Genomic DNA, 26,011 nt, shown 5'->3' with positions numbered 1-26,011 from the left:
GACATCAGGCCGGAAGGGTGACGAAGTCGATCAATTCCTCCACGCGGCCCAGGAGTTGCGGTTCAAGATCCTTGTAGCTGTGCACCTTCGACAGAATGTGCTGCCAGGCCGCCCCGGTGTTCTCCGGCCACCCCAGCGCCCGGCACACCCCCGTCTTCCAGTCCTGCCCGCGCGGTACGACCGGCCAGGCGTCGATCCCCACCGAGGACGGCTTCACCGCCTCCCACACGTCGATGTACGGGTGCCCCGCCACCAGCACATGCGCACCGGTCACCCGCTCGGCGATCCGGGACTCCTTGGAGCCGGGCACCAGATGGTCCACCAGCACCCCCAGCCGCGCGTCAGGGCCCGGTGCGAACTCTCCGACGATCGCGGGAAGGTCGTCGACGCCCTCCAGGTACTCCACGACCACACCCTCGACGCGCAGGTCGTCGCCCCACACCCGCTCGACCAGCTCCGCGTCGTGCCGGCCCTCCACATAGATCCGCCCGGCCCGCGCCACCCGGGCCCGCGCACCGGGCACCGCCACCGAACCGGAGGCCGTACGGGCGGGGCGCACCGGACCGCCCGCCGACGGGCGCACCAGGGTGACGACCTTGCCCTCCAGCAGGAAGCCGCGGGGCTCCATCGGGAACACCCGGTGTTTGCCGAAGCGGTCCTCCAGGGTGACCGTGGGCCCCTGGGCCGTCTTCTCGCAGCGGATCACCGCCCCGCAGAAGCCGGTGGCGACCTCCTCCACGACCAGATCGGGCTCGGCGGGGACCTCGGGCACGGGGGCGGACCGCTTCCACGGCGGGGTCAGGTCCGGCTGGTAGCTGCGCATGCCCCGACGATAATCGTCACACCGGCGCGACAAACCTCACGCCGCGACCCTCAGGGAGCCGCTCCGCCATCGCGGGAATCCTCACGCCACCGCGAACCGCTCCGCCATCGCGGGAATCCTCACGCCACCGCGAACCGCTCCGCCAGTGCCGCCCGTTGCGCCCGGACGAACGCCGCGTCGACAGCAGCCCCGTGCCCCGGTACGTACACCGCGTCCTCGCCGCCCAGCTCCAGCAGCCGGTCCAGCGCGGCCGGCCAGCGCGAGGTGACCGCGTCCGGGCCCGCCTGCGGTTCGCCCGACTCCTCGACCAGATCGCCGCAGAGCACCACCGCCGGGTCCGGGCCCGCCCCCGGCACCAGCACCGCGAGGTCGTGGCTGCTGTGCGCGGGGCCCAGGTCGGCCAGCAGCACCCGGCGGCCGCCGCCCAGATCCAGCGTCCGCTCGCCGTGCACCTCGTGGTGCGGGGCCACCAGCGTGTCCGCCGACCCGGCCGCCTCGTCCTCCGGCACCCCGTGGTGCACCGCCGACGCGTACAGCTCCTGCTCCCCGCCCCGCAGCAGGGCCGTGAGGCCCGCCGACCCGTACACCTGGGCCCCGGCGAACGCCGCCGTGCCCAGTACGTGATCGAAATGGGGGTGGCTCAGTGCGATATGCGTCACCCTGCGGCCGAGCAGCGCCTCGGCCTGGCGCCGCAGCTCGACGCCCTCGCGCAGCGTCGAACCCGTGTCGTGGAGCAGTACGCCCTCCGTCCCGGCGACCAGCGCGACGGTGGCGTCCCAGCCGGGGAGCCGCCGCCGGCCGATACCGTTGCCCAACCGCTCCCAGCCGAAGTCTTCCCAAGCGACGTCCATACGGCGACGCTATCGGCAGCGACCTGCGGCCTCCCGCCGGGACCTGGCCGGTCGCCCTTGCCCACGCCCCACCCCGCCCCCGTACACTGACCGGGGGATTGCTGGCACTCGTACGCACCGAGTGCCAGACAGGGACCGGAGAACGACAGCTGGAGGTGTGCGCGATGCTCAGCGAACGCAGACTCGAAGTGCTGCGCGCCATCGTCCAGGACTATGTCGGCACCGAGGAGCCCGTCGGCTCCAAGGCGCTCACCGAGCGGCACCGGCTGGGCGTCTCCCCGGCCACCGTCCGCAACGACATGGCGGTGCTGGAGGACGAGGGCTTCATCGCGCAGCCGCACACGAGCGCGGGACGCATCCCGACCGACAAGGGGTATCGCCTCTTCGTCGACAAGCTCGCGGGCGTCAAGCCGCTGTCCTCGCCCGAGCGCCGGGCCATCCAGAATTTCCTGGACGGCGCGGTCGACCTCGACGACGTCGTCGGCCGGACCGTGCGGCTGCTCGCGCAGCTGACCCGGCAGGTCGCCGTCGTGCAGTACCCCTCGCTGACCCGCTCGACGGTGCGGCACGTGGAGCTGCTGTCGCTGGCCCCCGCCCGGCTGATGCTGGTCCTGATCACGGACACCGGCCGGGTCGAACAGCGTATGATCGACTGTCCCGCGCCGTTCGGTGAGGCATCGCTCGCGGATCTGCGGGCCCGGCTGAACAGCCGGGTCGTCGGACGCCGCTTCGCGGATGTCCCGCGGCTGGTGCGGGAGCTGCCGGAATCCTTCGACAGCGAGGACCGGGGGACGGTCTCCACGGTTCTCTCCACTCTTCTCGAAACCCTGGTCGAGGAGACGGAGGAGCGGCTGATGATCGGCGGCACCTCCAACCTCACCCGCTTCGGACACGACTTCCCGGTGATGATCCGGCCGGTGCTGGAAGCACTGGAGGAACAGGTCGTCCTGCTGAAGCTGCTGGGTGAGGCCACGGACTCGGGCATGACCGTACGGATCGGGCACGAGAACGCCCACGAGGGGCTCAACTCCACGTCCGTCGTCGCGGTCGGCTACGGTTCGGGCGACGAGGCAGTCGCCAAACTCGGCGTGGTCGGACCGACCCGCATGGACTACCCCGGAACGATGGGAGCGGTACGCGCAGTGGCACGTTACGTCGGACAGATCCTGGCGGAGTCGTAAGTGGCCACCGACTACTACGCCGTACTCGGCGTACGCCGCGACGCATCGCAGGACGAGATCAAGAAGGCATTCCGTCGGCTCGCCCGCGAGCTGCATCCGGATGTCAACCCGGACCCGAAGACCCAGGAGCGGTTCAAGGAGATCAACGCCGCTTACGAGGTGCTGTCGGACCCGCAGAAGAAGCAGGTCTACGACCTCGGCGGCGACCCGCTCTCCGGCAACGGCGGTGGCGGCGGCGCGGGCGGTTTCGGTGCCGGAGGCTTCGGCAACTTCTCCGACATCATGGACGCGTTCTTCGGAACGGCCTCGCAGCGCGGGCCCCGCTCGCGCACCCGGCGCGGCCAGGACGCCATGATCCGGCTGGAGATCGACCTCGCCGAGGCGGCCTTCGGCACCACCAAGGACATCCAGGTCGACACGGCGGTCGTCTGCAACACGTGCAGCGGCGAGGGCGCGGCCCCCGGCACCTCCGCCCAGACCTGTGACATGTGCCGCGGCCGCGGCGAGGTCTCGCAGGTCACCCGGTCATTCCTGGGCCAGGTCATGACCTCGCGGCCCTGCCCGCAGTGCCAGGGCTTCGGTACGGTCGTGCCGACGCCGTGCCCGGAGTGCGCCGGTGACGGCCGCATCCGCTCGCGCCGCACGCTCACGGTCAAGATCCCCGCGGGCGTCGACAACGGCACCCGTATCCAGCTCGCCGGTGAAGGCGAGGTCGGCCCCGGCGGCGGCCCGCCCGGTGACCTCTACGTCGAGATCCACGAGCTGCCGCACTCCGTGTTCCAGCGGCGCGGCGACGACCTGCACTGCACGGTCACCATCCCCATGACGGCGGCGGCCCTGGGCACCAAGTGCCCGCTGGAGACGCTGGACGGCCTGGAGGAGATCGACATCCGGCCCGGCACCCAGTCCGGCCAGTCCGTGCCGCTGCACGGGCGAGGGATCACCCATCTGCGCGGCGGCGGTCGGGGCGACCTGATCGTGCACGTCGAGGTGATCACCCCGTCCAAGCTCGACCCGGAGCAGGAGCGGCTGCTGAGGGAGCTGGCGAAGCTGCGCGGTGAGGAGCGGCCCACCGGCCAGTTCCAGCCAGGTCAGCAGGGTCTGTTCTCCCGTCTGAAGGACGCGTTCAACGGTCGCTGAGCCGCTTTTCGCCTTTCACCGCACCGCCCGCCGGTCTTCTTCCGGCGGGCGGTGCGGCGTACGGCGGAAGAACCGGTCAGGTCGTCGGCTGGCTGATTCGGCCCTGTGCGCGGGACGTGGCACGATGCGGTCATGTCCTCCGAGTTGACCGATCTCTGCCGGTATCCGATCGTGCAGGCCCCGATGGCGGGCGGCGCGTCCGGACCTCAGCTCGCCGGAGCCGTCGCCGAAGCGGGCGGGCTCGGGTTCCTGGCCGCCGGGTACAAAACGGCGGACGGGATGTACAACGAGATCAAACAGCTGCGGCGGCTCACCTCCCGGCCGTTCGGCGTCAACCTCTTCATGCCGCAGCCCGCGCTCGCCGACCCCAGCGCCGTGGACGTCTACCGCCAGCAGCTCGCCGGTGAGGCCGCCTGGTACGAGACGCCGCTCGGCGACCCGGACAGCAGCGGCGACGACGGCTACGAGGCGAAGGTCGCGATCCTGCTGGAGGACCCGGTCCCCGTGGTCTCCTTCGCCTTCGGCTGCCCGACCCGCGACACCCTCGACGCGTTCGCCAGGGCGGGGACGCTGACCATCGTGACGGTCACCTCCGCCGAAGAGGCCCAGGCGGCGCAGTGGGCTGGTGCCGACGCCGTCTGTGTCCAGGGCGTCGAGGCGGGCGGCCACCAGTCCACCCACCGCGACGACCCGCAGGCCGACCACACCGGCACCGGGCTGCTCTCCCTGGTCACCCAGGTCCGCGAGACCGTGCAGATCCCCCTCGTCGCCGCCGGCGGCCTGATGCGCGGCGCCCAGATCGCCGCCGTCCTCGCGGCGGGCGCGGACGCCGCCCAGTTCGGCACCGCCTTCCTCATCTGCCCCGAGTCCGGGGCGCACCTGCTGCACAAGCAGGCCCTGACCAACCCGTTGTTCGTCCGCACCGAGCTGACCCGCGCCTTCTCCGGGCGGCCCGCACGCGGCCTGGTCAACCGTTTCATCCGCGAGCACGGCCCGTACGCCCCCGCCGCCTACCCCCAGGTCCACTACGTCACCAGCGGGCTGCGCCAGGCCGCCGCCAAGGCCGGGGACGCGCAGGGCATGGCCCTGTGGGCGGGGCAGGGCCACCGGATGGCCCGCGAACTGCCCGCGGGCGAGCTGGTCGGACTGCTCGCCGCCGAACTGGAGGCCGCCCGGTCGGCCCTGAGCATGAGGAGCCCCCGGTGACCGCACCGGTCTTCGTCGTCGAACGGATGCCCACCGGGCCGGAGTTCGTCCTGGAGGGATCCGAAGGGCGGCACGCCGTCTCCGTGAAGCGCCTCCAGCCCGGCGAGGACGTCGTCCTCACCGACGGCCTCGGCCACTGGGCGGAGGGTGTCGTACGCGCCGCCGAGGGCAAGGACCGCCTCACGGTCACCGGTCTGGAGAGCATCCACGAGGAGCCGGAGCCCACCCCCCGGATCACCGTCGTCCAGGCGCTTCCCAAGGGCGACCGCGGCGAGCTGGCCGTGGAGACCATGACCGAGACCGGCGTCGACGCGATCGTGCCGTGGCAGGCCGCCCGCTGCATCACCCAGTGGAAGGGCGATCGGGGCGCCAGATCCCTGGCGAAGTGGCGCAGTACGGCACGCGAGGCGGGCAAGCAGTCCCGCCGGGTGCGCTTCCCCGAGGTGGCCGAGGCCCTGACGACCAAGCAGGTCGCCGCCCTGCTGGCCGACGCCGACTTCGCCGGGGTCCTGCACGAGGACCGCGACCACGACAGCACGCCGCTCGCCACCGCCGAACTCCCCGCCGAGGGCACGATCGTGCTCGTCGTCGGCCCCGAGGGCGGCGTCTCCCCGCAGGAACTGACCGCCTTCGCCGAGGCGGGCGCCCGCCCCTACCGTCTCGGCCGCAGCGTGCTGCGTACCTCCACCGCGGGGACGGCCGCAACCGCGCTGCTGCTGGGACGTACCGGCCGCTGGGGGTGAACGGGGCGCCTGGGCGAACAGGCCCTGACGGCACGGCCGTCGGTGCCGGGCCCGAGGGGCTGCCCGGACGCGTTGTCAGTGGCGTTACGTAGAGTGAGGTCATGTCCAGCGAGTCACCTCTGATCATGGGCCTGCGCAACGCCCGGCGCTAGCATGCCCGTGTACTGATCTTCGGAGAAGTGAACCGACCACGAACGAACGAGGAGGCCCGGCCATGGCGGGAGAGCCGCAGACCGACTGCCTGTTCTGCAAGATCGTCTCGGGAGACATCCCGGCGACCATCGTCCGCGAGAGCGAGACCACCGTCGCCTTCCGCGACATCAACCCCCAGGCCCCCACCCACGTCCTGGTCATCCCCAAGGTCCACTACCCGGACGCCGCCTCGCTGGCCGCCGCCGAACCGCAGATCGCCGCCGACGTCCTGCGCGAGGCCGGAGCGGTCGCGGCCGACGAGAAGGTCGACGGCAGCGGCTACCGGATCATCCTCAACACGGGCTCCGGCGCGGGACAGACCGTCTTCCACGCCCACGCCCACGTCCTGGGCGGCCGCGGCCTCCAGTGGCCCCCCGGATAACGCCCGCCCCGTAGGAGTCTCCCGCCATGTCCGTACGCGAGCTGGTGGTGCTCGGCACCGCCAGCCAGGTCCCCACCCGGCACCGCAACCACAACGGCTATCTGCTGCGCTGGGACGGCGAGGGCGTCCTCTTCGATCCCGGCGAGGGCACCCAGCGCCAGATGCTGCGGGCCGGAGTCGCCGCGCACGACATCAACCGGATCTGCGTCACCCACTTCCACGGTGACCACTCCCTCGGACTCGCCGGGGTGATCCAGCGGATCAACCTCGACCAGGTGCCGCACCCCGTCACCGCGCACTATCCGGCGAGCGGGCAGCACTTCTTCGACCGGCTGCGGTACGCCACGGCCTACCGCGAGACCGTCGAGCTGACCGAGGCCCCGGCCGCCGGATCGGGCGGAGTCCTCGCCACCACCGCCTCGTACACCCTGGACAGCCACAAGCTCTCGCACCCCGTCGAGTCCTACGGCTACCGCCTCACCGAGCCCGACACCCGCCGCATGCTGCCCGCCCTCCTCAAGGAGCACGGCATCACCGGACCGGATGTCGGCCGCCTCCAGCGCGAGGGTGCGCTCGGCGGCGTCACGCTGGAGGAGGTCTCCGAACACCGGCGCGGACAGCGGTTCGCGTTCGTCATGGACACCCGGCTCTGTGACGGGGTGTACGCGCTCGCCGCGGGCTGCGACATGCTCGTCATCGAGTCGACCTTCCTCGACGAGGACGCGAAACTGGCCGCGGACCACGGCCACCTGACCGCCGGACAGGCCGCCGGGGTGGCGAAGGAGTCGGGCGTACGCCACCTCGTGCTGACCCACTTCTCCCAGCGCTACAGCGACCCGGAGCTCTTCGAAACCCAGGCCCGCGCGGCCGGGTTCGACGGCGAACTCACCGTCGCACAGGACCTGATCAGAGTCCCGCTCCCCACCCGGCACCACCAGTGAACCAACCGCACCACCGCTGAGAACACCCGCACCACCGTTTGCGAGACACCGTGCACCTCCCCAAGGCAGAACTCCACCTCCACATCGAAGGCACCCTCGAACCCGAGCTGGCCTTCGCCCTCGCGGAACGCAACGGGGTGACCCTGCCGTACGCCACCGCCGACGAGCTGCGCACCGCCTACCGCTTCGAGGACCTCCAGTCCTTCCTGGACCTCTACTACGCGCTGATGGCCGTCCTGCGCACCGAGGAGGACTTCACCGAACTCGCCGACGCCTACCTCGCCCGCGCCGCCGCCCAGGGCGTGCGGCATGCCGAGATCTTCTTCGACCCGCAGGCCCACACCGCCCGGGGCGTCCCGATCGGCACGGTCATCGAGGGCCTCGGCCGGGCGCTGGAGCGCAGCGTGGAGACCCACGGCGTCTCCACCCAGCTGATCATGTGCTTCCTGCGCGACCTCTCCGCCGCGTCGGCCCTCGGCACCCTGGACGCCGCGAAGCCGTATCTGCACCGGATCAGCGCGATCGGCCTGGACTCCGCCGAGGTCGGCCACCCGCCCGCCAAGTTCCGCGAGGTGTACGAGGCGGCCACCGCGCTCGGTCTGCGCAAGGTCGCCCACGCCGGGGAGGAGGGCCCGCCCGCGTACATCCGCGAGGCCCTCGACGTCCTCGGCGTCGAGCGCGTCGACCACGGGCTGCGCTGCCTGGAGGACCCGGAGCTGGTGGCGCGGCTGGTCGCCGACCGGGTGCCGCTCACGCTCTGCCCGCTCTCCAACGTGAGGCTGCGGACGGTCGACACGCTGAAGGACCACCCGCTGCCGGAGATGATGGCGGCGGGCCTGCTGTGCACGGTGAACTCCGACGACCCCGCCTACTTCGGCGGGTACGCCGGGGACAACTTCGACGCCGTGCGGGACGCGCTCGCCCTGGACCGGGAACAGCTGCGCACCCTGGCCCGCAACTCCTTCGAGGCGGCCTTCCTCGACCACGACGAGGAGCGCCGGGCGCGCTACCTCTCCGAGGTCGAGGCGTACGCGTTCGACTGACCGGGTCCGCCGTCCGGACCGGCCGTCCGGATCGCGCTGCGCACCAGCCGCCTGCGCCGCAGGGCCGGTACGCGAAGCTCCGTGACGGGCTGCTCCGGCGAACCGAGCTTCGGTACGGCGCCGGACAGGCTGCCGGTGGTGGCGGCCAGCAGGGCGGCCGGTGCGCCACCGCGGCGGCGCACCGAACCGGGCACCAGCGGACGGCCACCGACGTGCAGTGCCACCGCGGTGACGGGCGCGGCGACCAGCAGAGTGGCCGCGCCCAGGATCAGCCCCATCACCGGGTAGCCCGCCTCCTCGGAGAGCACGCTGCCCAGCAACGGGCCGCAGGCCACCCCCAGGGAGGAGGCGGAGCCCGCCAGGACCGCCCAGCGGCCGCGGACGTCCAGCGAGGCGGCCAGACCGATCAGATAGGACAGGACCACCGGGTAGAAGGTGTTCCACAGGACCTCGCCGGTCGCGAAGGAGGCGAGGTCCCGGGCAGAGGAACTGAGCACGATGCTCCCCGCGATGACCATCGTCCCCAGCCCGATCGGCACCGCCCGGCCGAGCCGCGCGCCGAGTACCCCGGCGCCCATCACCCCGAGCAGCCCCGCGCCGAGCGCGGCCGCGAACACCGCGCCGACGGTGACCTCGGACAGCCCCGCCTGGACCACGCCGATGCGGCTGCTGACGCCCCACAGCGCGTTCTGTGCCATGGACCAGACGAGCATGCCGCCGGCCAGTACGAGACCGGAGCGCCGGCGCGGCAGCCGCCCGGTGGTCTGCGAGGGGGACTCCCCGGCCGTCGTCGCACCGCCCAGCCGGGCGGTCGCGGGCCAGACGAGCAGGGCCACCAGGGCGATCGAGGCGAACGGAAGCCGGTGCCCGCCGCCGAGATGGGGGATGGTCAGGTAGAGGGCGCCCGCCGTGGCCGACACGGTGAGCAGGCCGAGCGAGGACGTCCGGTGCGGGTCGCGCTGCGCGGCGATCCCGGCCGCGGCGACCGCCGTCGCGGTCCCTGAGCCGAAGCCGCCGACGACCACGCCGGCCACCACCAGCGGCACGGACCCGGCCAGCGCGGCGCAGCCGTATCCCACGGCGGCCAGCACAAGACCGGCCCGGGCCGGGGTGCGGGCCCCGTACCGCTCCACCCGGCCCGCCAGGGTGAACCCGGCACTCGCCGAACTCAGCAGCAGGGCGCTCCCGACCAGGCCCGCCTGGGCGGGACTCAGCCCGAGATGGGCGCTGAGCCGGCCGACGACGGTGGGGAGCAGATAGGCGGCGAGGTAACCGGCGGTGAACACGGCGACCAAGGGCCACGCGGCGCGCGGGCGCGAGGACATGGGCGTTCCTGAAGACATGCCTGAGCAGGCAGGGGGAGGGGAGGGGTACAGCGGCGAGGGCACAGTGGAAGGGCGGAGCAGGGCAGGGCAGGGCACAGCGAAGCGAGCGGGGAATGCAAGAACGCGGAGGTTCGCAGCGAGGTGCTGGGAGATGCGGCTCTCGTCGGAGAACGTCCCCGAAGGTGCGCGCGGGGCAATTTGTATCAAGCGCTTCCGGCCCCACGAAAGCCAGTCAGATGTGATCTGGGTCACTTATGCGTTTATGCAGGGAAACCCGGGGTAGTCGCGCATGTTTATGCAGGTCGGACCGGGCGGAGCGGATCGGCGACGACACCCCCGTTCGCGGCGCCCGATCGGGCAGACTGGCCGCATCTCACACTGTCCGGATCACCCCGAGATCCGCCGCACGACCGGGAGCGCACGGTGAGCACAGACACTCCGGGCATCGACCCGCTGCTGGCGCTGCGCGCCCCCCGGGACCCCTTCTGCGACGTCTTCCTGACGGGCCCGGTCTTCCTCGACATCATCTTCACCGGCCTGGACAGCGCCCCCGTGCGCGGCACCGAGTCCTGGGCCCGCGGCATGGGCTCCAGCCCCGGCGGCGTCGCCAACATGGCCACCGCGCTCGCCCGGCTCGGCCTGCGCACCTCGCTCGCCGCCGCCTTCGGCGACGACCACTACGGCGAATACTGCTGGGACGCCCTCGAACAGGGCGAGGGCATCGACCTGTCGATGTCGCACACCGTCCCCGGCTGGCACTCCCCGGTCACCGTCTCCATGGCGTACGAGGGCGAGCGCACGATGGTCTCGCACGGCCACGAGGCCCCGCCGCCCACCGGAACCGGGGCGCCCGGCCCGGCCTTCCCGCAGTGTCCGCCGCGCGCCCGCGCCGCGATCGCCTCGCTCACCCCGGGCCGGAGCGAGCCCTGGGTCGCCACCGCCGCCCGGGCCGGGGCCCGGGTCTTCGCCGACGTCGGCTGGGACGAGACCGGCCGCTGGGATCTGGACGCCCTGCCCGACCTGGCGCACTGCGAGGCGTTCCTGCCCAACGCCGAGGAGGCGATGCGCTACACCCGCACCGACTGCCCGCTCGCCGCCGCCCACGCGCTCGCCGGACGTGTCCCGCTCGCCGTGGTCACCCTGGGCGCCGAGGGCGCGTACGCCGTCGACGGGCGCACCGGCGTCAGCGCCCAGGTGCCCGCCATCGAGGTGGAGGCGCTCGACCCCACCGGCGCGGGCGACGTCTTCGTCGCCGGGTTCGTCACCGGTACCCTCGCCGACTGGCCGCTCGCCGACCGGCTCGCCTTCGCCGGACTCACCGCCGCCCTCTCCGTCCAGGAGTTCGGCGGCTCGCTCTCCGCACCCGGCTGGGCGGAGGTCGCCGCCTGGTGGCAGCAGATCCGCACCTGCGACGACCAGGACCCCGCCGCCCTGGAGCGCTACGCCTTCCTGGACGACCTGCTGCCCACCACGGCCCGCGCCTGGCCCCTGCGGCGCGCGGTGCCCACGATCGGCTTCCGCCAGTGAGCGGGCACTTCCGGCAGTGAACGGGCTCCGGCCATGTCGTACACACGGCCGGTAAAACCACTCCGCGTTGTCCGTGGCAGGTCGTAGGCTTGGTAATCCAGAGGTTGTCGAGCAGCGAGAACCCTGCAACGGGAGGTATGCGCAGGCCCGAGGGCCGGCCCATGACTCAGACACCCACACAGCCGCAGGCGCGTGCCCAGATCAGGATCCCGGCCGCACACCCCATGGTGATGCTCCTCGGATCGGGTGACTCGCTGTTGCGCGTGATCGAAGAGGCTTTCCCGGCGGCCGACATCCATGTCCGGGGCAACGAGATCAGTGCCACGGGCGAGGCGGCCGACGTCACCCTCATCCAGCGCCTGTTCGACGAGATGATGCTCGTGCTCCGCACCGGAGCGCCGATGACGGAGGACGCAGTGGAACGGTCGATCGCCATGCTCAGGGCGGCCGGCAACGGACAGGGGGAGCCCCAGGGCGAGACGCCCGCCGAGGTGCTCACACAGAACATCCTCTCCAACCGCGGCCGTACCATCCGCCCCAAGACGCTCAACCAGAAGCGGTACGTCGACGCGATCGACCAGCACACGGTCGTCTTCGGCATCGGCCCCGCCGGTACGGGCAAGACCTACCTCGCCATGGCCAAGGCGGTCCAGGCGCTCCAGTCCAAGCAGGTCAGCCGCATCATCCTGACCCGCCCCGCCGTCGAGGCGGGGGAGCGGCTCGGCTTCCTGCCGGGCACCCTGTTCGACAAGATCGACCCGTATCTGCGCCCGCTCTACGACGCCCTGCACGACATGCTCGACCCCGACTCGATCCCGCGGCTGATGGCGGCGGGCACGATCGAGGTGGCGCCGCTGGCGTATATGAGGGGCCGCACCCTCAACGACGCCTTCATCATCCTCGACGAGGCGCAGAACACCAGCGCCGAGCAGATGAAGATGTTCCTCACCCGTCTCGGCTTCGACTCCAAGATCGTCATCACCGGTGACATCACCCAGGTCGACCTGCCGAGCGGTACCAAGAGCGGGCTGCGGCAGGTCCAGGAGATCCTGGAGGGCCTGGACGACGTGCACTTCTCCCGGCTCACCTCCCAGGATGTCGTCCGGCACAAGCTCGTCGGCCGTATCGTCGACGCGTACGAGAAGTACGACAGCCGAAACGGTCAACGAGACGGTGAGTCGGACGGCCGGGCAGAGGGCCGCGCCGACGGCCGACGTGACCGCCGAAAAGGGAAGTAGTCGCAGCGCACCATGTCGATCGACGTCAACAACGAGTCCGGAACCGAGGTCGACGAGCAGGCGATCCTCGACATCGCCCGCTACGCACTGGCCCGGATGCGGATCCACCCGCTGTCCGAGCTCTCGGTGATCGTGGTGGACAGCGACGCCATGGAGCAGCTGCACATCCAGTGGATGGACCTCCCGGGTCCGACCGATGTCATGTCCTTCCCGATGGACGAGCTGCGTCCGCCGGCGAAGAACGACGAGGAGCCCCCGCAGGGGCTCCTCGGTGACATCGTGCTCTGCCCGGAGGTCGCGAAGAAGCAGGGCGAGGAAGCGCCGACCCAGCACTCCATGGACGAGGAGCTCCAGCTCCTGACCGTCCACGGAGTGCTGCACCTGCTGGGGTACGACCACGAGGAGCCCGACGAGAAGGCCGAGATGTTCGGTCTCCAGGCCGCGATCGTGGACGGCTGGCGCGGGGAGCAGGGGCTCACCGGCGCGTCCCCGGCCCCCACCGTCTCGTGAGCGCGCCCCTGATCACCGGTGCCGTGCTGCTGGTGATGGTCGGCTGGCTGGCCGCCTGCGCCGAGGCGGGCATCGCCCGCACCTCCAGCTTCCGGGCGGCGGAGGCGGTCCGCGCCGGGCGGCGCGGCAGCGCGAGGCTGGCGCAGATCGCCGCCGACCCGACCCGCTATCTCAACGTCGCCCTGCTGGTGCGGGTCGCCTGCGAGATGTCGGCCGGGGTGCTGGTGACGTACGTCTGCCTCCAGAAGTTCCCGGAGACCTGGGAGGCACTGGCCGTCGCGATGGGCGTGATGGTCCTCGTCAGTTACGTCGCCATCGGCGTCTCCCCGCGCACCATCGGCCGCCAGCACCCGCTGAACACGGCCACGGCCTCGGCGTACGTCCTGCTGCCGCTGGCCCGGATCATGGGGCCGATCCCGCAGCTGCTGATCCTCGTCGGCAACGCGCTGACCCCCGGCAAGGGGTTCCGCAAGGGGCCCTTCGCCAGCGAGGCCGAGTTGCGCGCCATGGTCGACCTCGCCGAGGCGGAGTCGCTGATCGAGGACGACGAGCGCCGCATGGTGCACTCCGTCTTCGAGCTGGGCGACACCCTGGTCCGCGAGGTCATGGTGCCGCGCACCGACCTGGTCTCCATCGAGCGCTACAAGACGATCCGTCAGGCCCTCACCCTCGCCCTGCGCTCCGGCTTCTCCCGGATACCGGTCACCGGCGAGAACGAGGACGACATCGTCGGCATCGTCTATCTGAAGGACCTGGTCCGCAAGACGCACATCAACCGCCAGTCCGAGTCCGATCCGGTCTCCACCGCGATGCGCCCCGCCGCCTTCGTCCCCGACACCAAGAACGCCGGGAACCTGCTGCGCGAGATGCAGCGGGACCGCAGCCATGTGGCCGTCGTCATCGACGAGTACGGCGGCACGGCGGGCATCGTCACGATCGAGGACATCCTGGAGGAGATCGTCGGCGAGATCACCGACGAGTACGACCGCGAGCTGCCGCCCGTCCAGGAGCTGGCGAACGGCTGCTACCGGGTGACCGCGCGCCTCGACATCGGGGACCTCGGCGACCTCTTCGGGCTCGACGAGTACGACGACGAGGACGTGGAGACCGTCGGCGGACTGCTCGCCAAGGCGCTCGGCCGGGTCCCGATCGCCGGTGCGTCGGCCGTCGTCGACCTCCCCGACGGCCGCGGGCTCCGGCTGACCGCCGAGTCCACGGCCGGCCGCCGGAACAAGATCGTCACAGTGCTGGTGGAGCCGCAGGAGAAGGGCCCCGAGGGCGAGGAGGGGGAGACGGAATGACGCCGGAGCGGCTGCGGGCCTTCTGCCTGGAGTTCAACGCGAGCGTGGAGGAGTTCCCGTTCGGACCCGAGACCTCGGTCTTCAAGGTCCTCGGCAAGATGTTCGCCCTCACCGCGCTCGACGCGCGCCCGCTGACGGTCAACCTCAAATGCGACCCGGACGAGGCGATCCGGCTGCGCGGGGTGCATCCGGCGGCCGTCGTGCCCGGCTGGCACATGAACAAGCGCCACTGGAACACGGTCACCGTCTCCGGAGTCCCGGACAAGCTGCTGCGCGAAATGATCGAGGACTCCTACGACCTGGTGGTCGCCGGACTCCCGAAGGCGGACCGGCTGCGGCTGGACCGCCCGTAGCGCCCCGGAGAGCGGCCCCTGACCAGGGGTGAGGACACCCGGCCCGGCGGGCCCTTCGTATGCTCGTGCCATGACCGACACCACCGGCACCACCGACCTCGACGCCGAGGACCGCAAGATCGTCACGCTGGCGCGCAGCGCCCGGGCCCGCAACGGGGTGCCCGAGGGCGCCGCCGTAAGGGACGAGACGGGGCGCACGTATGTGGCGGGCACGGTGGCGCTCGACTCGCTGAAGCTCAGCGCCTTGCAGACCGCCGTCGCCATGGCGGTCGCCAGCGGCGCCACCTCCCTGGAGGCCGCGGCGGTCGTCTCCGCCGCCGAGACGCCCTCCGACGACGACCGGGCCGCAGTCCGCGACCTGGGCGGACCGGAGACCCCGGTGCTGCTCGCGGGCCCGGACGGCACCCTGCGGCTGCGGGTCTCGGCGGGCTGAGACAGGAGGTCCGGGGCGGGCGCGCCCGGTGCTCCGGCGCGCCCCCGCGGGCCCACTGTGCCGGAGCGCCGCCGCGATCGGGGAGAATGGTCGCCATGAGCGCTCGACCGAACCAAGAAGCCGCTGCCCCGCAGGCGGAGAACACCTCCCCCCACCGGGCCGGTTTCGCCTGCTTCGTGGGCCGTCCCAACGCGGGCAAGTCCACCCTCACGAACGCTCTCGTCGGTCAGAAGGTGGCGATCACCTCCAACCGCCCCCAGACCACCCGGCACACGGTGCGCGGCATCGTGCACCGTGACGACGCGCAGCTGATCCTGGTCGACACCCCCGGCCTCCACAAGCCGCGCACGCTGCTGGGCGAGCGGCTCAACGACGTCGTACGGACCACCTGGGCCGAGGTCGACGTCATCGGCTTCTGCCTGCCCGCCGACCAGAAGCTCGGCCCCGGCGACAAGTACATCGTCAAGGAGCTCGCGGGGATCAAGAAGACCCCCAAGATCGCCATCATCACCAAGACCGACCTGGTCGAGTCCAAGGCGCTGGCCGAGCAGCTCCTGGCCGTCTCCGCGCTCGCCGAGGAGCTGGGCTTCGAGTGGACCGAGATCATTCCGGTCTCGGCGGTCAAGGAGGAGCAGGGGGCCGGACGCGCTCCCTCGGGCGAGGGCAAGGGTGATGACGGGCGAGGGGCGGGCCAGGTGGCCCTGCTCGCCGACCTCATCGCCCCGCTGCTTCCCGAGGGCCCGCCGCTCTACCCGGAGGGTGACCTCACCGACGAGCCGGAGATGGTCATGGTCGCGGAGCTGATCCGCGAGGCCGCGCTGGAAGGCGTACGCGACGAGCTGCCGCACTCCATCGCGGTCGTCGTCGAGGAGATGCTGCCGCGCGAGGACCGGCCGGCGGACAAGCCGCTGCTGGACATCCACGCCAACGTCTACATCGAGCGGCCCAGCCAGAAGGGCATCATCATCGGCCCGAAGGGCAAGCGTCTGAAGGACGTCGGCACCAAGTCGCGCAAGCACATCGAGGCGCTGCTCGGCACGCCCGTCTTCCTGGACCTGCATGTGAAGGTCGCCAAGGACTGGCAGCGGGACCCCAAGCAGCTGCGCAAGCTCGGGTTCTGAGCCGGACCGGGACCGGCGGCTCGACGCCACGGGGTTCGGAGGACGCCGCGGCCGTGCGGAAGCCGCTGAGGCTCCCCGGGGCCGAAGGGTGCGAGTGCGGCCCCGGGAACGGCCCCGGAGCAGCCGTGCGAGCCCGGGTTCCCGCTCGCGTACGGCACGGGTGCCGATCTCACGCGCCCTCCTTCAGGACGCGTGAGATCAGCGTGCGCTGCGCCCCGGTCAGATCGGGGTCAGCGCAGTACACGGTGCGGTCCCCGGCCGTGATCTCGTACCGGAATCCGTCCGGCACCCCGGGCGGCGGCGCGCCCGGGGCGTCGGCGAGCACCTCCTCGGCCAGCGACTCCCACTCCGCCGCGTCCGCCCGGCCCTCCGTGTCGACCTCGCAGCGGCGGGCGATGCCGGCGAAGCCGCCGGTCCGGGTGACCTGAATACGCATGGGGTCCTGTCTAGCCGGGGCCGGGTGAACGCTCAAGACCGCCTCGCGGCGCTCCTCAGGCCCGGGTCGGGACGCCCACCTCCGACCAGGCCTTGAGGACCGCCTCCCGCTCGTCGCCCTCGCCGAAGCGACTCCCCGCCGCCGCGACCGTCAGCCGGGCGAACTCCGCGAAGTCCGCGGTGGCCGTCAGCTCGCCGCCGGTCAGCACGTCGAACCAGATCTGCCCGGCGCGCTCCCAGGAGTTGCCGCCGAGGGCGGTGGCCAGGAGGTAGAAGGCGCGGTTGGGGATGCCGGAGTTCAGGTGGACGCCGCCGTTGTCCCGGTCCGTCTCGATGTAGTCCGCCATGGAGCCCGGCTGCGGGTCCTTGCCGAGGAGATCGTCGTCGTACGCCGTGCCCGGGGCCTTCATCGAGCGCAGCGCGACGCCGCTCACCCGGGGCGCGAGCAGCCCCGCCCCGATGAGCCAGTCGGCCTGTTCCGCGCTCTGGCCCAGCGAGTACTGCTTGACCAGCGCGCCGACGACGTCGGACACGGACTCGTTGAGCGCGCCGGACTGGCCCTCGTAGCGCAGGTTGGCGGTGTACTGCGTGAGTCCGTGGGCCAGTTCGTGGGCGATCACGTCGACCGCGACGGTGAAGTCGAGGAAGATCTCGCCGTCGCCGTCCCCGAAGACCATCTGCTCGCCGTCGAAGAACGCGTTGTTGTACTCCTGGCCGTAGTGCACGGAGCCGATCAGCGGCAGGCCCTTGCCGTCGATGGAGCTGCGGCCGTACGCGGAGAGCAGCAGCTCGAAAGTGGCGCCGAGCCCGGCGTACGCGCGGTTGACGCTGGCGTCGGAGGTGGGCTTGTCGCCCTCGCCGCGGACCGTGACGCCCGGCAGCGCGGTGCGGTTCTCGCAGTCGTACACCGTGCGGTGCGGCCTGGTCGGGACGGCGCCCGCGCTCGGGGCGGCGGGGGTGGCGGCCAGCGCCGTCGTCCGGCGGCGGTCGCGGCGCAGGCCATCCGCCTCCAGGGTGCGGCGGGCCGGATCCGCGAGCCGGGCGTCGGCGGACCGGGCCAGGCGGTCGAGGACGTGGGGCGGAACGATGGTGCAGAAGACGGGGTGGAGCTCGCCGTCGGTTCGAAGGTGCATACCCACGACTGTGGCAGTACGTCACCGTGCTGTCACTGGTTGCGACGGCGATTGACGAAATGGAGTGATGAGTCACTGTTTACCCGTCATCGGTGACCGGTCCCGCATACTGATACGCACCGACACCACGGGCCACACTCGGTTACGCTCGTCGCATCATGCGTTTCGGGCTGCTTCTCCTTAGCTGCCGCGGCGAGGGCCTGTAGTCGTAGGCCGACCCCCTCCCCGCGGAGTCTGGTGTGCAGCGACACAGTCGGCCGACCCCTTGTCGGACCCCGAGGAGCCCTACGTCATGACCACCGTGAATCCCGCCGGTAACGCTGTCGGCCGCCCCACGCCGATCACCAACGCGACGCAGCTGCAGAAGCCTTCCGGGATGCCGGTCCACAAGTACGGCCGATACGAGGCCGTCGACATCCCCGACCGCACCTGGCCCGACAACCGGATCACCGTGGCGCCCCGCTGGCTGTCCACCGATCTGCGCGACGGCAACCAGGCGCTGATCGACCCGATGTCCCCGGCCCGCAAGCGCGAGATGTTCGACCTGCTGGTCAAGATGGGCTACAAGGAGATCGAGGTCGGCTTCCCGTCCTCGGGCGAGACCGACTTCAACTTCGTCCGCTCCATCATCGAAGAGGGCGCGATCCCCGAGGACGTGACGATCTCCGTCCTGACGCAGGCCCGCGAGGAGCTGATCGAGCGGACCGTCGAGTCGCTGGTGGGCGCCCGCCGGGCCACCGTGCACCTGTACAACGCCACCGCCCCCACGTTCCGCCGGGTCGTCTTCCGGGGTTCGAAGGAGCAGGTCAAGCAGATCGCGGTGGACGGCACCCGGCTGGTCATGGAGTACGCCGAGAAGATCCTGGGCCCCGAGACGGTCTTCGGCTACCAGTACAGCCCGGAGATCTTCACCGACACCGAGCTGGACTTCGCCCTGGAGGTCTGCGAGGCGGTCTGCGACGTGTGGCAGCCGGAGGAGGGGCGCGAGATCATCCTCAACCTGCCCGCCACCGTGGAGCGCTCGACGCCCTCCACTCACGCGGACCGCTTCGAGTGGATGTCCCGCCACCTGACCCGCCGCGAGCATGTCTGCCTGTCGGTCCACCCGCACAACGACCGGGGCACCGCCGTCGCCGCCGCCGAGCTGGCCATCATGGCGGGTGCCGACCGCATCGAGGGCTGCCTGTTCGGACAGGGCGAGCGCACCGGCAACGTCGACCTGGTCACCCTGGGCATGAACCTGTTCAGCCAGGGAGTAGACCCGCAGATCGACTTCTCGCAGATCGACGAGATCCGCCGCACCAGCGAGTACTGCAACCAGATGGAGATCCACCCCCGCCACCCCTACGCGGGCGATCTGGTCTACACGGCCTTCTCCGGCTCCCACCAGGACGCCATCAAGAAGGGCTTCGACGCCATGGAGGCCGATGCGGCCGCCCAGGGGAAGACCGTCGACGACATCGAGTGGGCCGTGCCGTATCTGCCGATCGACCCGAAGGACGTCGGCCGTTCCTACGAGGCCGTCATCCGCGTCAACTCGCAGTCCGGCAAGGGCGGCATCGCGTACGTCCTGAAGAACGACCACAAGCTGGACCTGCCGCGCCGGATGCAGATCGAGTTCTCCCGGATCATTCAGGCCAAGACCGACGCCGAGGGCGGCGAAGTCACCCCGGCCCAGATCTGGACCACCTTCCAGGACGAGTACCTGCCCAACCCGGACGACGCCGAGGCCCGCTGGGGACGCATCCAGCTGCGCTCCGGCCAGACCACCTCCGACACCGACGGCACCGACACCCTGACCGTCGAGGCGGTCGTGGACGGCTCCGACACCGTCCTGACGGGCTCCGGCAACGGCCCGATCTCCGCGTTCTTCGAAGCGCTGCAGGCCATCGGCATCGACGCCCGGCTGCTGGACTACACCGAGCACACGATGAGCGAGGGCGCCAGCGCCCAGGCCGCCTCGTACATCGAGTGCGCGATCGACGGCAAGGTCCTGTGGGGCATCGGCATCGACGCCAACACCACCCGCGCCTCGCTCAAGGCGGTCGTCTCCGCGGTCAACCGCGCGGCCCGCTGACCGGCTGAGGACCTCCTCGTACGGACGTCCGGTTCGACCCTGTGCGGCCGCATCGCCGAGCCCCGATCGCCCCCTCCGGGCGGTCGGGGTTCGGCCATGTCCGAGGGTTGTGACGTCCGAGAGGCTGACGCCACATCACGGATGTGGCTAACATCACGTCCAACCCACGGCAGTGTTGCCGGAGCGTCACGGAGGTGTGCGACGTGCGATCAGTCAAAGGACAACGCGCTCTGAGGCCGGTCCTCTGCGGCGTTCGCACCGTCTGGAACGCCGTCGGCGACGGCTCCTTCTTCTGCCCCGGCTGCGGGGGAGACCGCAACTACCGCCGGCTCACCGGCCACCGCCGCCTCACCGTCCTCGGCGTCCCGCTGCTCCGCCGCGGCGAGACCGGGCCCGTCGTCGAGTGCGCCGCCTGCCGCGCCCACCACGCCCCCCAGGCGCTGGACCACCCCACCACCACCCGGTTCTCCGCGATGCTCCGCGAGGCCGTCCACACGGTCACACTGGCCGTCCTCGCCGCCGGTGGCACCACCTCCCGTACGGTCCTGGAGGCCGCGGTATCCACCGTGCGCGACGCCGGACTCGACGACTGCACCCAGGAGCAGCTGTACACCGTGGTGGAGGTGCTGGCCGCCGACACCGGCCACGGCTCCGGGGCCGACCCGGCGGCCGAGGCGTGCGGCCCGACCCTCGCCATCGAGCTGCACGAGGTGCTGGCCCCGCTGGCCCCGCATCTGGCCACCGCGGGCCGCGAGTCCGTACTCCTCCAGGGGGCCCGGATCGCGCTCGCCGACGGCCCCTACTGCGCCGCCGAACGCCAGGTGCTGACCACGGTCGGCCGCGCCCTCCAGCTCCCCGCCGACGACACCGCCCGCCTGTTGGCCGCGGCCGCCCGCACGCCCTCGTAGCACCCGTACACCCCGCGTGGACCGGGAGAACGGCCCAGGGGCCTCCGCCACCGGCCCCCGGTGGGCGACAATGGGCCCATGAGCTTGTTCCGGGACGACGGCATCGTGCTGCGTACGCAGAAACTGGGCGAGGCCGACCGGATCATCACGATCCTGACCCGCGGCCACGGCCGGGTCCGCGCCGTCGCCCGGGGGGTGCGCCGTACCAAGTCCAAGTTCGGCGCCCGCCTTGAGCCCTTCTCCCACGTCGACGTGCAGTTCTTCGCGCGCGGCAGCGAGCTCGTCGGCCGCGGGCTGCCGCTCTGCACCCAGAGCGAGACGATCGCCCCGTACGGCGGGGGCATCGTCGCCGACTACGCCCGCTACACGGCGGGCACCGCGATGCTGGAGACCGCCGAGCGGTTCACCGACCACGAGGGGGAACCGGCGATCCAGCAGTATCTGCTGCTCGTCGGCGGCCTGCGGACCCTCGCCCGGGGCGAGCACGCCCCCCACCTCATCCTGGACGCGTTCCTGCTGCGCTCGCTCGCGGTCAACGGGTACGCGCCCAGCTTCGAGGACTGCGCCAAGTGCGGAATGCCCGGTCCGAACCGGTTCTTCTCCGTCGCGGCGGGGGGCGTCATATGCGGTGACTGCCGGGTCCCCGGCAGCGTCGTACCCTCGGCACAGGCCCTCGGCCTGCTGAGCGCGCTGCTCAGCGGCGACTGGGCGACGGCGGACGCGTGCGAGGCGCGTCATGTCAGGGAGGGGAGCGGGCTGGTGTCCGCCTATCTGCACTGGCATCTGGAGCGCGGCCTGCGCTCGCTGCGGTACGTGGAGAAGTGACGCGGTGCGTCGGCAGATGACGCGGTGCGTGGAGAAGTGACACAGGGAGACTGAGAAGCTCATGGCAGTACGCGGGATCCTCGGCGGCCGTAACCGGCGCACGTACAAGACCCCCGAGCCGCACCCCTCCGGCGCGACGCCTCCGAAGATCCCCGGCGAGCTGGTGCCCCAGCACGTCGCCGTCGTGATGGACGGCAACGGCCGCTGGGCCAAGGAGCGGGGTCTGCCCCGCACCGAGGGCCACAAGGTCGGTGAGGGCGTCGTCATGGACGTTCTCAAGGGGTGTATCGAGATGGGCGTCAAGAACCTCTCGCTGTACGCCTTCTCCACCGAGAACTGGAAGCGCTCGCCGGACGAGGTGAAGTTCCTGATGAACTTCAACCGCGACGTGATCCGCCGCCGCCGCGACGAGATGGACGAGCTCGGCATCCGCATCCGCTGGGTGGGCCGGATGCCCAAGCTGTGGAAGTCCGTCGTCCAGGAACTCCAGGTCGCCCAGGAGCAGACCAAGGACAACGACGCGATGACGCTGTACTTCTGCGTCAACTACGGCGGCCGCGCCGAGATCGCGGACGCCGCGCAGCGCATCGCGCAGGATGTGGCGGCCGGGAAGCTCGACCCGTCGAAGGTCAACGAGAAGACGTTCCAGAAGTACATCTACTACCCGGACATGCCGGACGTGGACCTCTTCGTGCGTCCCAGCGGCGAGCAGCGCACCTCGAACTACCTGATCTGGCAGAGCGCGTACGCCGAGATGGTCTTCCAGGACGTTCTGTGGCCGGATTTCGACCGTCGGGACCTGTGGCGGGCCTGCCTGGAGTACGCCCAGCGCGACCGCCGCTTCGGCGGTGCGGTGGAGGCGGAAGCCGCCAAGTGATCACGCGAAGGGGTGGGCCCGGTACGCGTACCGGGCCCACCCCTTCCTGATGTCTCCTACGCCTTCTTCTCGGCGCACTCCGCACACGTCCCGAAGATCTCGACGGTGTGCGCGACGTTGACATAGCCGTGCTGGGCGGCGATCGTCTCGGCCCACTGCTCGACGGCCGGGCCCTCGACCTCCACCGCCTTGCCGCAGAGCCGGCAGACCAGGTGATGGTGGTGGTCACCGGTCGAGCAGCGCCGGTAGACGGCCTCGCCCTCGGTGGTGCGCAGCACATCGACCTCGCCCGCGTCGGCGAGGGACTGAAGGGTCCGGTAGACCGTGGTCAGGCCCACGGAGTCGCCGCGGTGCTTGAGGACGTCGTGCAGCTCCTGGGCGCTGCGGAACTCATCGACCTCGTCGAGCGCCGCCGCCACCGCCGCCCGCTGCCGGGTGGACCGGCCGCGTACCGGCGCTGCGTTCGTGCCACTGATCGGCGCCGTGGCCACAGGTGCCTCCTCGTGTCGCCCGTACATGTGTCGGGCCATTGTGCCAGCCCGCCCGGGTGCCTCAGGCGCACACGTACGGTGCGACGCCGTCACACGTGCACGGTGGGACGTCGTCACACGTGCACGTCGTCCGTGCCCCGGCGGGCGGCCGGTACCTCCAGGGTGCACTCTGCCTCCTTCGCCGCGCTCGCCCGGGCCCGGTGTTTCGCGAGCGGAGCGGCGAGCGCGGTCAGCGCGACGAACACCGCGATGGCCAGCAGCACGATGGTCGCGCCCGGCGGAACGTCCTGGTAGTACGAGGTCACGGTGCCGGTCAGGGTCACCGCCGTGCCGATCGCCACGGAGAGCACGAAGGTCACCTTGAAGGACTTGGTGATCTGCTGGGCGGCCGCCACCGGTACCACCATCAGCGCGCTGACCAGCAGCAGCCCGACGACCCGCATCGCGACGGTCACGGTCACCGCGGCCACGACCGCGACCAGCAGGTTCAGCACCCGCACCGGCAGCCCGGTCACCCGGGCGAACTCCTCGTCCTGACTGACGGCGAACAGCTGCCGCCGCAGTCCCACGGTGACCAGCACCACGAAGGCGGCCAGCGCGCAGATCGCGATGACGTCCTCGTCGGAGACCGTGGAGAGCGATCCGAAGAGGTACGAGGTCAGATTGGCGTTGGAACCCGTGTCGGACAGGTTGATCAGCATCACGCCGCCCGCCATACCGCCGTAGAACAGCATCGCCAGGGCGAGATCGCCGCGCGTGTGTCCGTACCAGCGGATCAGCTCCATGGCGACCGCACCGGCCACGGCGACGGCGGTGGCCATCCACACGGGGCTGGTGGAGAGCAGGAAGCCGAGGCCGACCCCGGTCATCGCGATGTGCCCGATGCCGTCGCCCATCAGGGCCTGCCGGCGCTGCACCAGGTAGATGCCGATGGCGGGCGCGGTGATGCCGACCAGGACGGCCGCGATGAGCGCCCGCTGCATGAAGGGAGGGTTCAGGAATTCCAGCATCATCAGGTCAGCAGTCCCGTCCGGACCGGCTCGGCGGCCGCATGGGGGTGTACGTGGTCGTGGCCGGGCAGGGCGTGCTGGCCGAGCGCCTCGGGGGGCGGGCCGTCGTGTGTGACGCAGCCGTCGCGCAGGACGACGGCCCGGTCGATGAGGGGCTCCAGCGGGCCCAGCTCGTGCAGCACCAGCAGCACGGAGGTGCCCAGCGCCACCTGCTCGCGCAGGGTCGAGGCGAGGATCTCCTGGCTGGCCAGGTCCACCCCGGCCATCGGCTCGTCCATGATCAGCAGCTCCGGCTCGGCGGCCAGGGCACGGGCGATCAGGACCCGCTGGTGCTGGCCGCCGGAGAGGGCGCTCACGGAGTCCTTGGCGCGGTCGGCCAGGCCCACCAGTTCGATGGCCCGGTCGACGGCTGCCCGGTCCGCCTTTCCCGGCCACCGCAGCTTCGTACGGGCGAGCCGCCCGGAGGCGACGACCTCACGGATCGTGGCAGGCACCCCGCCCGCGGCCGTGGTGCGCTGCGGGACGTAGCCCACCCGGCCCCACTGGCGGAAGCGGCGCAGCTCGGTGCCGAACAGCTCGACGGTGCCGCCGGTCAGCGGGACCTGGCCGATCGCGGACCGTACGGCGGTGGACTTGCCGGACCCGTTGGCCCCGAGGAGCGCGACGACCTCGCCCCGGCGCACGGTGACGTCCACCCCGCGCAGGACGGAGCGCGCGCCGAGGGTGGCCGTGGCGCCGCGCAGGCTCAGGACGGCCTCGCGGGTGGTGCTCTCACCCTCTGCCATGAGTGCCTCCGATCCGGTGGTGGTGCGGGTCCTGACGGCGGTGCGGGGCCCGGTGGCGGTGCGGGTCACTTCGCGCCGAGCGCCTTCTGCAGCGCGGTCAGGTTGGACTGCATGACCTCGAAGTAGTCAGCGCCCTTGGACTTCTTCGTGATTCCCTCCAGCGGGTCCAGGACGTCGGTCTTCAGCCCGGTGTCCTTCGCGAGGGTCTTGGCGGTCTTGTCGCTGGCGAGCGTCTCGAAGAAGACCGTGGTGGCCTTCTCCTTCTCCGCGATGGTGTGGAGCTCCTGGATACGGGCCGGGGTCGGCTCGGCCTCGGGGTCGATGCCCGCGATGCCCTGCTGGGTGAGCCCGTAGCGCTCGGCGAGGTAGCCGAAGGCGGAGTGGGTGGTGATGAAGGTCTTGGTGGCGGTGTTCTTCAGCCCGGTCTCGTACGCCGTGTTCAGCTGGTTCAGCTCGGTGACCAGGGCCTCGGTGTTCTTCTTGTAGTCGGCGGCGTGGTCGGGGTCGGCCTTCTCCAGGGACTTGCCGACACCCTTGGCGACCTCGGCGTACTTCACCGGGTCCAGCCAGACGTGGGGGTCGCCGCCCTCCTCGCCGTGGTTGTGGCCGTCGCCCTCGGAGTGCTCCTCGGGGGCTTCCTCTTCGTGGCCGTGCTCGTCCTCGTGGTCGTGCTCTTCTTCGCCTTCGTGGCCGTGGTCGTGGCCGCTGACCTCGGCTCCGTGGTTCTCCAGCGTGGTGAGGGTCGCGGCGTCGACGGTGTTCTTCACACCGGACTGCAGAATCGCGTCGTCCACGGCGGGCTGGACGCCCTTGAGGTACAGCACGTAGTCGGAGTCGCTGATGGAGCCGATCTGGCGCGGGGTGAGTTCCAGGTCGTGCGGCTCGACGCCCGGCTTGGTGAGGCTGGTGACGGCGACGTGCTCGCCGCCGATCCGCTCGGCCAGGAACTGCATCGGGTAGAAGGACGCCGTCACCTTCAGCTTGTCACCGCTGCCGCTGCCGCTGCCGCCGCTGCCCCCGTCCGCTGCGTCGGAGGTGGAGCAGGCCGAGAGAGCGGTCAGACCGAGGGCGACTGCTCCGGCGACGGCGGTGGTGGGTATCAGACGACGTACGTTCATGACAGTCATTTTCAACAAATGTGGAAACGATTGTCAACAAGG

At 71.3% G+C, this 26,011-nt stretch carries 27 protein-coding genes; 18 read left to right on the top strand and 9 right to left on the bottom strand.

What is annotated here, in order from left to right; genetic code table 11:
* Positions 1–4 precede the first annotated feature (4 nt).
* Positions 5–823, bottom strand: coding sequence for a DUF3097 domain-containing protein (locus ACZ5WC_RS24140; RefSeq protein WP_468542755.1), 819 nt, complete (start codon positions 821–823; stop codon positions 5–7).
* A gap of 119 nt (positions 824–942) precedes the next feature.
* Entirely contained in the window at positions 943–1,674 is a 732-nt protein-coding gene (locus tag ACZ5WC_RS24135) for an MBL fold metallo-hydrolase (RefSeq protein ID WP_468542754.1), read from the bottom strand.
* Positions 1,675–1,838: 164 nt separating this feature from the next.
* On the opposite strand from ACZ5WC_RS24135, the gene hrcA reads away from it, so the two are divergent.
* The 7 genes from hrcA to ACZ5WC_RS24100 all read left to right on the top strand — a co-directional run bounded on the left by hrcA (position 1,839) and on the right by ACZ5WC_RS24100 (position 8,502).
* Positions 1,839–2,855 (top strand): heat-inducible transcriptional repressor HrcA, encoded by a 1,017-nt coding sequence (gene hrcA, locus ACZ5WC_RS24130; RefSeq protein ID WP_096623323.1) that lies wholly within the window; start codon positions 1,839–1,841, stop codon positions 2,853–2,855.
* Complete coding sequence (gene dnaJ, locus ACZ5WC_RS24125) at positions 2,856–3,995, top strand: molecular chaperone DnaJ (protein ID WP_468542753.1); 1,140 nt, start codon at positions 2,856–2,858, stop codon at positions 3,993–3,995.
* Between the two features lie 132 nt (positions 3,996–4,127).
* On the top strand, positions 4,128–5,201 hold the full coding sequence (locus tag ACZ5WC_RS24120) for a nitronate monooxygenase (RefSeq protein ID WP_468542752.1): 1,074 nt from the start codon (positions 4,128–4,130) through the stop codon (positions 5,199–5,201).
* Positions 5,198–5,944: a 16S rRNA (uracil(1498)-N(3))-methyltransferase gene (locus ACZ5WC_RS24115; RefSeq protein ID WP_468542751.1), complete on the top strand. Its 747-nt coding sequence runs from the start codon at positions 5,198–5,200 to the stop codon at positions 5,942–5,944. The genes ACZ5WC_RS24120 and ACZ5WC_RS24115 overlap by 4 nt, the downstream gene beginning before the upstream one ends.
* A gap of 214 nt (positions 5,945–6,158) precedes the next feature.
* Positions 6,159–6,518 carry a histidine triad nucleotide-binding protein gene (locus ACZ5WC_RS24110; RefSeq protein ID WP_311119477.1) on the top strand — a complete coding sequence of 120 codons (360 nt, stop codon included), beginning with the start codon at positions 6,159–6,161 and terminating at the stop codon, positions 6,516–6,518.
* A 26-nt stretch (positions 6,519–6,544) separates the two neighbouring features.
* Positions 6,545–7,459 (top strand): ribonuclease Z, encoded by a 915-nt coding sequence (locus ACZ5WC_RS24105; RefSeq protein ID WP_468542750.1) that lies wholly within the window; start codon positions 6,545–6,547, stop codon positions 7,457–7,459.
* Between the two features lie 50 nt (positions 7,460–7,509).
* Positions 7,510–8,502 carry an adenosine deaminase gene (locus tag ACZ5WC_RS24100; RefSeq protein ID WP_468542749.1) on the top strand — a complete coding sequence of 331 codons (993 nt, stop codon included), beginning with the start codon at positions 7,510–7,512 and terminating at the stop codon, positions 8,500–8,502.
* Here ACZ5WC_RS24100 and ACZ5WC_RS24095 read toward each other — a convergent pair.
* Positions 8,466–9,827 carry an MFS transporter gene (locus ACZ5WC_RS24095; RefSeq protein WP_468542748.1) on the bottom strand — a complete coding sequence of 454 codons (1,362 nt, stop codon included), beginning with the start codon at positions 9,825–9,827 and terminating at the stop codon, positions 8,466–8,468. The genes ACZ5WC_RS24100 and ACZ5WC_RS24095 overlap by 37 nt on opposite strands.
* A 423-nt stretch (positions 9,828–10,250) precedes the next feature.
* Here ACZ5WC_RS24095 and ACZ5WC_RS24090 point away from each other — a divergent pair, with 423 nt between their 5' ends.
* From ACZ5WC_RS24090 to ACZ5WC_RS24060, 7 genes are all read left to right on the top strand, one after another.
* Entirely contained in the window at positions 10,251–11,354 is a 1,104-nt protein-coding gene (locus tag ACZ5WC_RS24090) for a carbohydrate kinase family protein (RefSeq protein ID WP_468542747.1), read from the top strand.
* A 161-nt stretch (positions 11,355–11,515) separates the two neighbouring features.
* A complete protein-coding gene (locus tag ACZ5WC_RS24085) occupies positions 11,516–12,592 on the top strand; it encodes a PhoH family protein (RefSeq protein ID WP_468542746.1) in 1,077 nt (358 codons plus the stop codon).
* Between the two features lie 12 nt (positions 12,593–12,604).
* The gene (gene ybeY, locus ACZ5WC_RS24080; RefSeq protein WP_096623303.1) at positions 12,605–13,102 is read left to right on the top strand and encodes an rRNA maturation RNase YbeY; all 498 of its coding nucleotides are present in this window, start codon (positions 12,605–12,607) and stop codon (positions 13,100–13,102) included.
* Positions 13,099–14,403: a hemolysin family protein gene (locus ACZ5WC_RS24075; protein ID WP_468542745.1), complete on the top strand. Its 1,305-nt coding sequence runs from the start codon at positions 13,099–13,101 to the stop codon at positions 14,401–14,403. Before ybeY ends, ACZ5WC_RS24075 begins: the two co-directional genes overlap by 4 nt.
* Positions 14,400–14,756, top strand: coding sequence for an MmcQ/YjbR family DNA-binding protein (locus tag ACZ5WC_RS24070; protein ID WP_311119471.1), 357 nt, complete (start codon positions 14,400–14,402; stop codon positions 14,754–14,756). The genes ACZ5WC_RS24075 and ACZ5WC_RS24070 overlap by 4 nt, the downstream gene beginning before the upstream one ends.
* Before the next feature lie 70 nt (positions 14,757–14,826).
* Complete coding sequence (locus ACZ5WC_RS24065; protein ID WP_096623297.1) at positions 14,827–15,189, top strand: cytidine deaminase; 363 nt, start codon at positions 14,827–14,829, stop codon at positions 15,187–15,189.
* 86 nt (positions 15,190–15,275) lie between these two features.
* Positions 15,276–16,310, top strand: coding sequence for a GTPase Era (locus ACZ5WC_RS24060; protein WP_311119470.1), 1,035 nt, complete (start codon positions 15,276–15,278; stop codon positions 16,308–16,310).
* Between the two features lie 169 nt (positions 16,311–16,479).
* On the opposite strand, the gene ACZ5WC_RS24055 is transcribed toward ACZ5WC_RS24060, so the two are convergent.
* Entirely contained in the window at positions 16,480–16,746 is a 267-nt protein-coding gene (locus ACZ5WC_RS24055) for a protealysin inhibitor emfourin (RefSeq protein WP_468542744.1), read from the bottom strand.
* Between the two features lie 55 nt (positions 16,747–16,801).
* Positions 16,802–17,878 (bottom strand): M4 family metallopeptidase, encoded by a 1,077-nt coding sequence (locus ACZ5WC_RS24050; RefSeq protein ID WP_468542743.1) that lies wholly within the window; start codon positions 17,876–17,878, stop codon positions 16,802–16,804.
* Between the two features lie 292 nt (positions 17,879–18,170).
* On the opposite strand from ACZ5WC_RS24050, the gene leuA reads away from it, so the two are divergent.
* The 4 genes from leuA to ACZ5WC_RS24030 all read left to right on the top strand — a co-directional run bounded on the left by leuA (position 18,171) and on the right by ACZ5WC_RS24030 (position 22,565).
* Positions 18,171–19,955: a 2-isopropylmalate synthase gene (gene leuA / locus ACZ5WC_RS24045; RefSeq protein ID WP_468542742.1), complete on the top strand. Its 1,785-nt coding sequence runs from the start codon at positions 18,171–18,173 to the stop codon at positions 19,953–19,955.
* Positions 19,956–20,158: 203 nt separating this feature from the next.
* The gene (locus ACZ5WC_RS24040; RefSeq protein ID WP_468542741.1) at positions 20,159–20,863 is read left to right on the top strand and encodes a TerB family tellurite resistance protein; all 705 of its coding nucleotides are present in this window, start codon (positions 20,159–20,161) and stop codon (positions 20,861–20,863) included.
* Between the two features lie 78 nt (positions 20,864–20,941).
* Complete coding sequence (gene recO, locus ACZ5WC_RS24035; protein WP_096623287.1) at positions 20,942–21,688, top strand: DNA repair protein RecO; 747 nt, start codon at positions 20,942–20,944, stop codon at positions 21,686–21,688.
* A 61-nt stretch (positions 21,689–21,749) separates the two neighbouring features.
* Positions 21,750–22,565, top strand: a complete 816-nt coding sequence (locus tag ACZ5WC_RS24030) for an isoprenyl transferase (RefSeq protein ID WP_468542740.1) — start codon at positions 21,750–21,752, stop codon at positions 22,563–22,565.
* A gap of 56 nt (positions 22,566–22,621) precedes the next feature.
* Here ACZ5WC_RS24030 and ACZ5WC_RS24025 read toward each other — a convergent pair whose 3' ends face one another.
* From ACZ5WC_RS24025 to ACZ5WC_RS24010, 4 genes are all read right to left on the bottom strand, one after another.
* A complete protein-coding gene (locus ACZ5WC_RS24025; protein ID WP_096623283.1) occupies positions 22,622–23,056 on the bottom strand; it encodes a Fur family transcriptional regulator in 435 nt (144 codons plus the stop codon).
* A gap of 113 nt (positions 23,057–23,169) precedes the next feature.
* On the bottom strand, positions 23,170–24,069 hold the full coding sequence (locus ACZ5WC_RS24020; RefSeq protein WP_468542739.1) for a metal ABC transporter permease: 900 nt from the start codon (positions 24,067–24,069) through the stop codon (positions 23,170–23,172).
* Positions 24,069–24,851 (bottom strand): metal ABC transporter ATP-binding protein, encoded by a 783-nt coding sequence (locus ACZ5WC_RS24015; protein WP_468542738.1) that lies wholly within the window; start codon positions 24,849–24,851, stop codon positions 24,069–24,071. The genes ACZ5WC_RS24020 and ACZ5WC_RS24015 overlap by 1 nt, the downstream gene beginning before the upstream one ends.
* Positions 24,852–24,916: 65 nt before the next feature.
* Positions 24,917–25,969, bottom strand: coding sequence for a metal ABC transporter substrate-binding protein (locus ACZ5WC_RS24010; protein ID WP_468542737.1), 1,053 nt, complete (start codon positions 25,967–25,969; stop codon positions 24,917–24,919).
* Positions 25,970–26,011 lie beyond the last annotated feature (42 nt).

Source organism: Streptomyces sp. NPDC033165, assembly GCF_055577965.1.
Note: the sequence above shows the minus strand (reverse complement) of the source record. Positions and strands in the feature narration are given on the sequence as shown.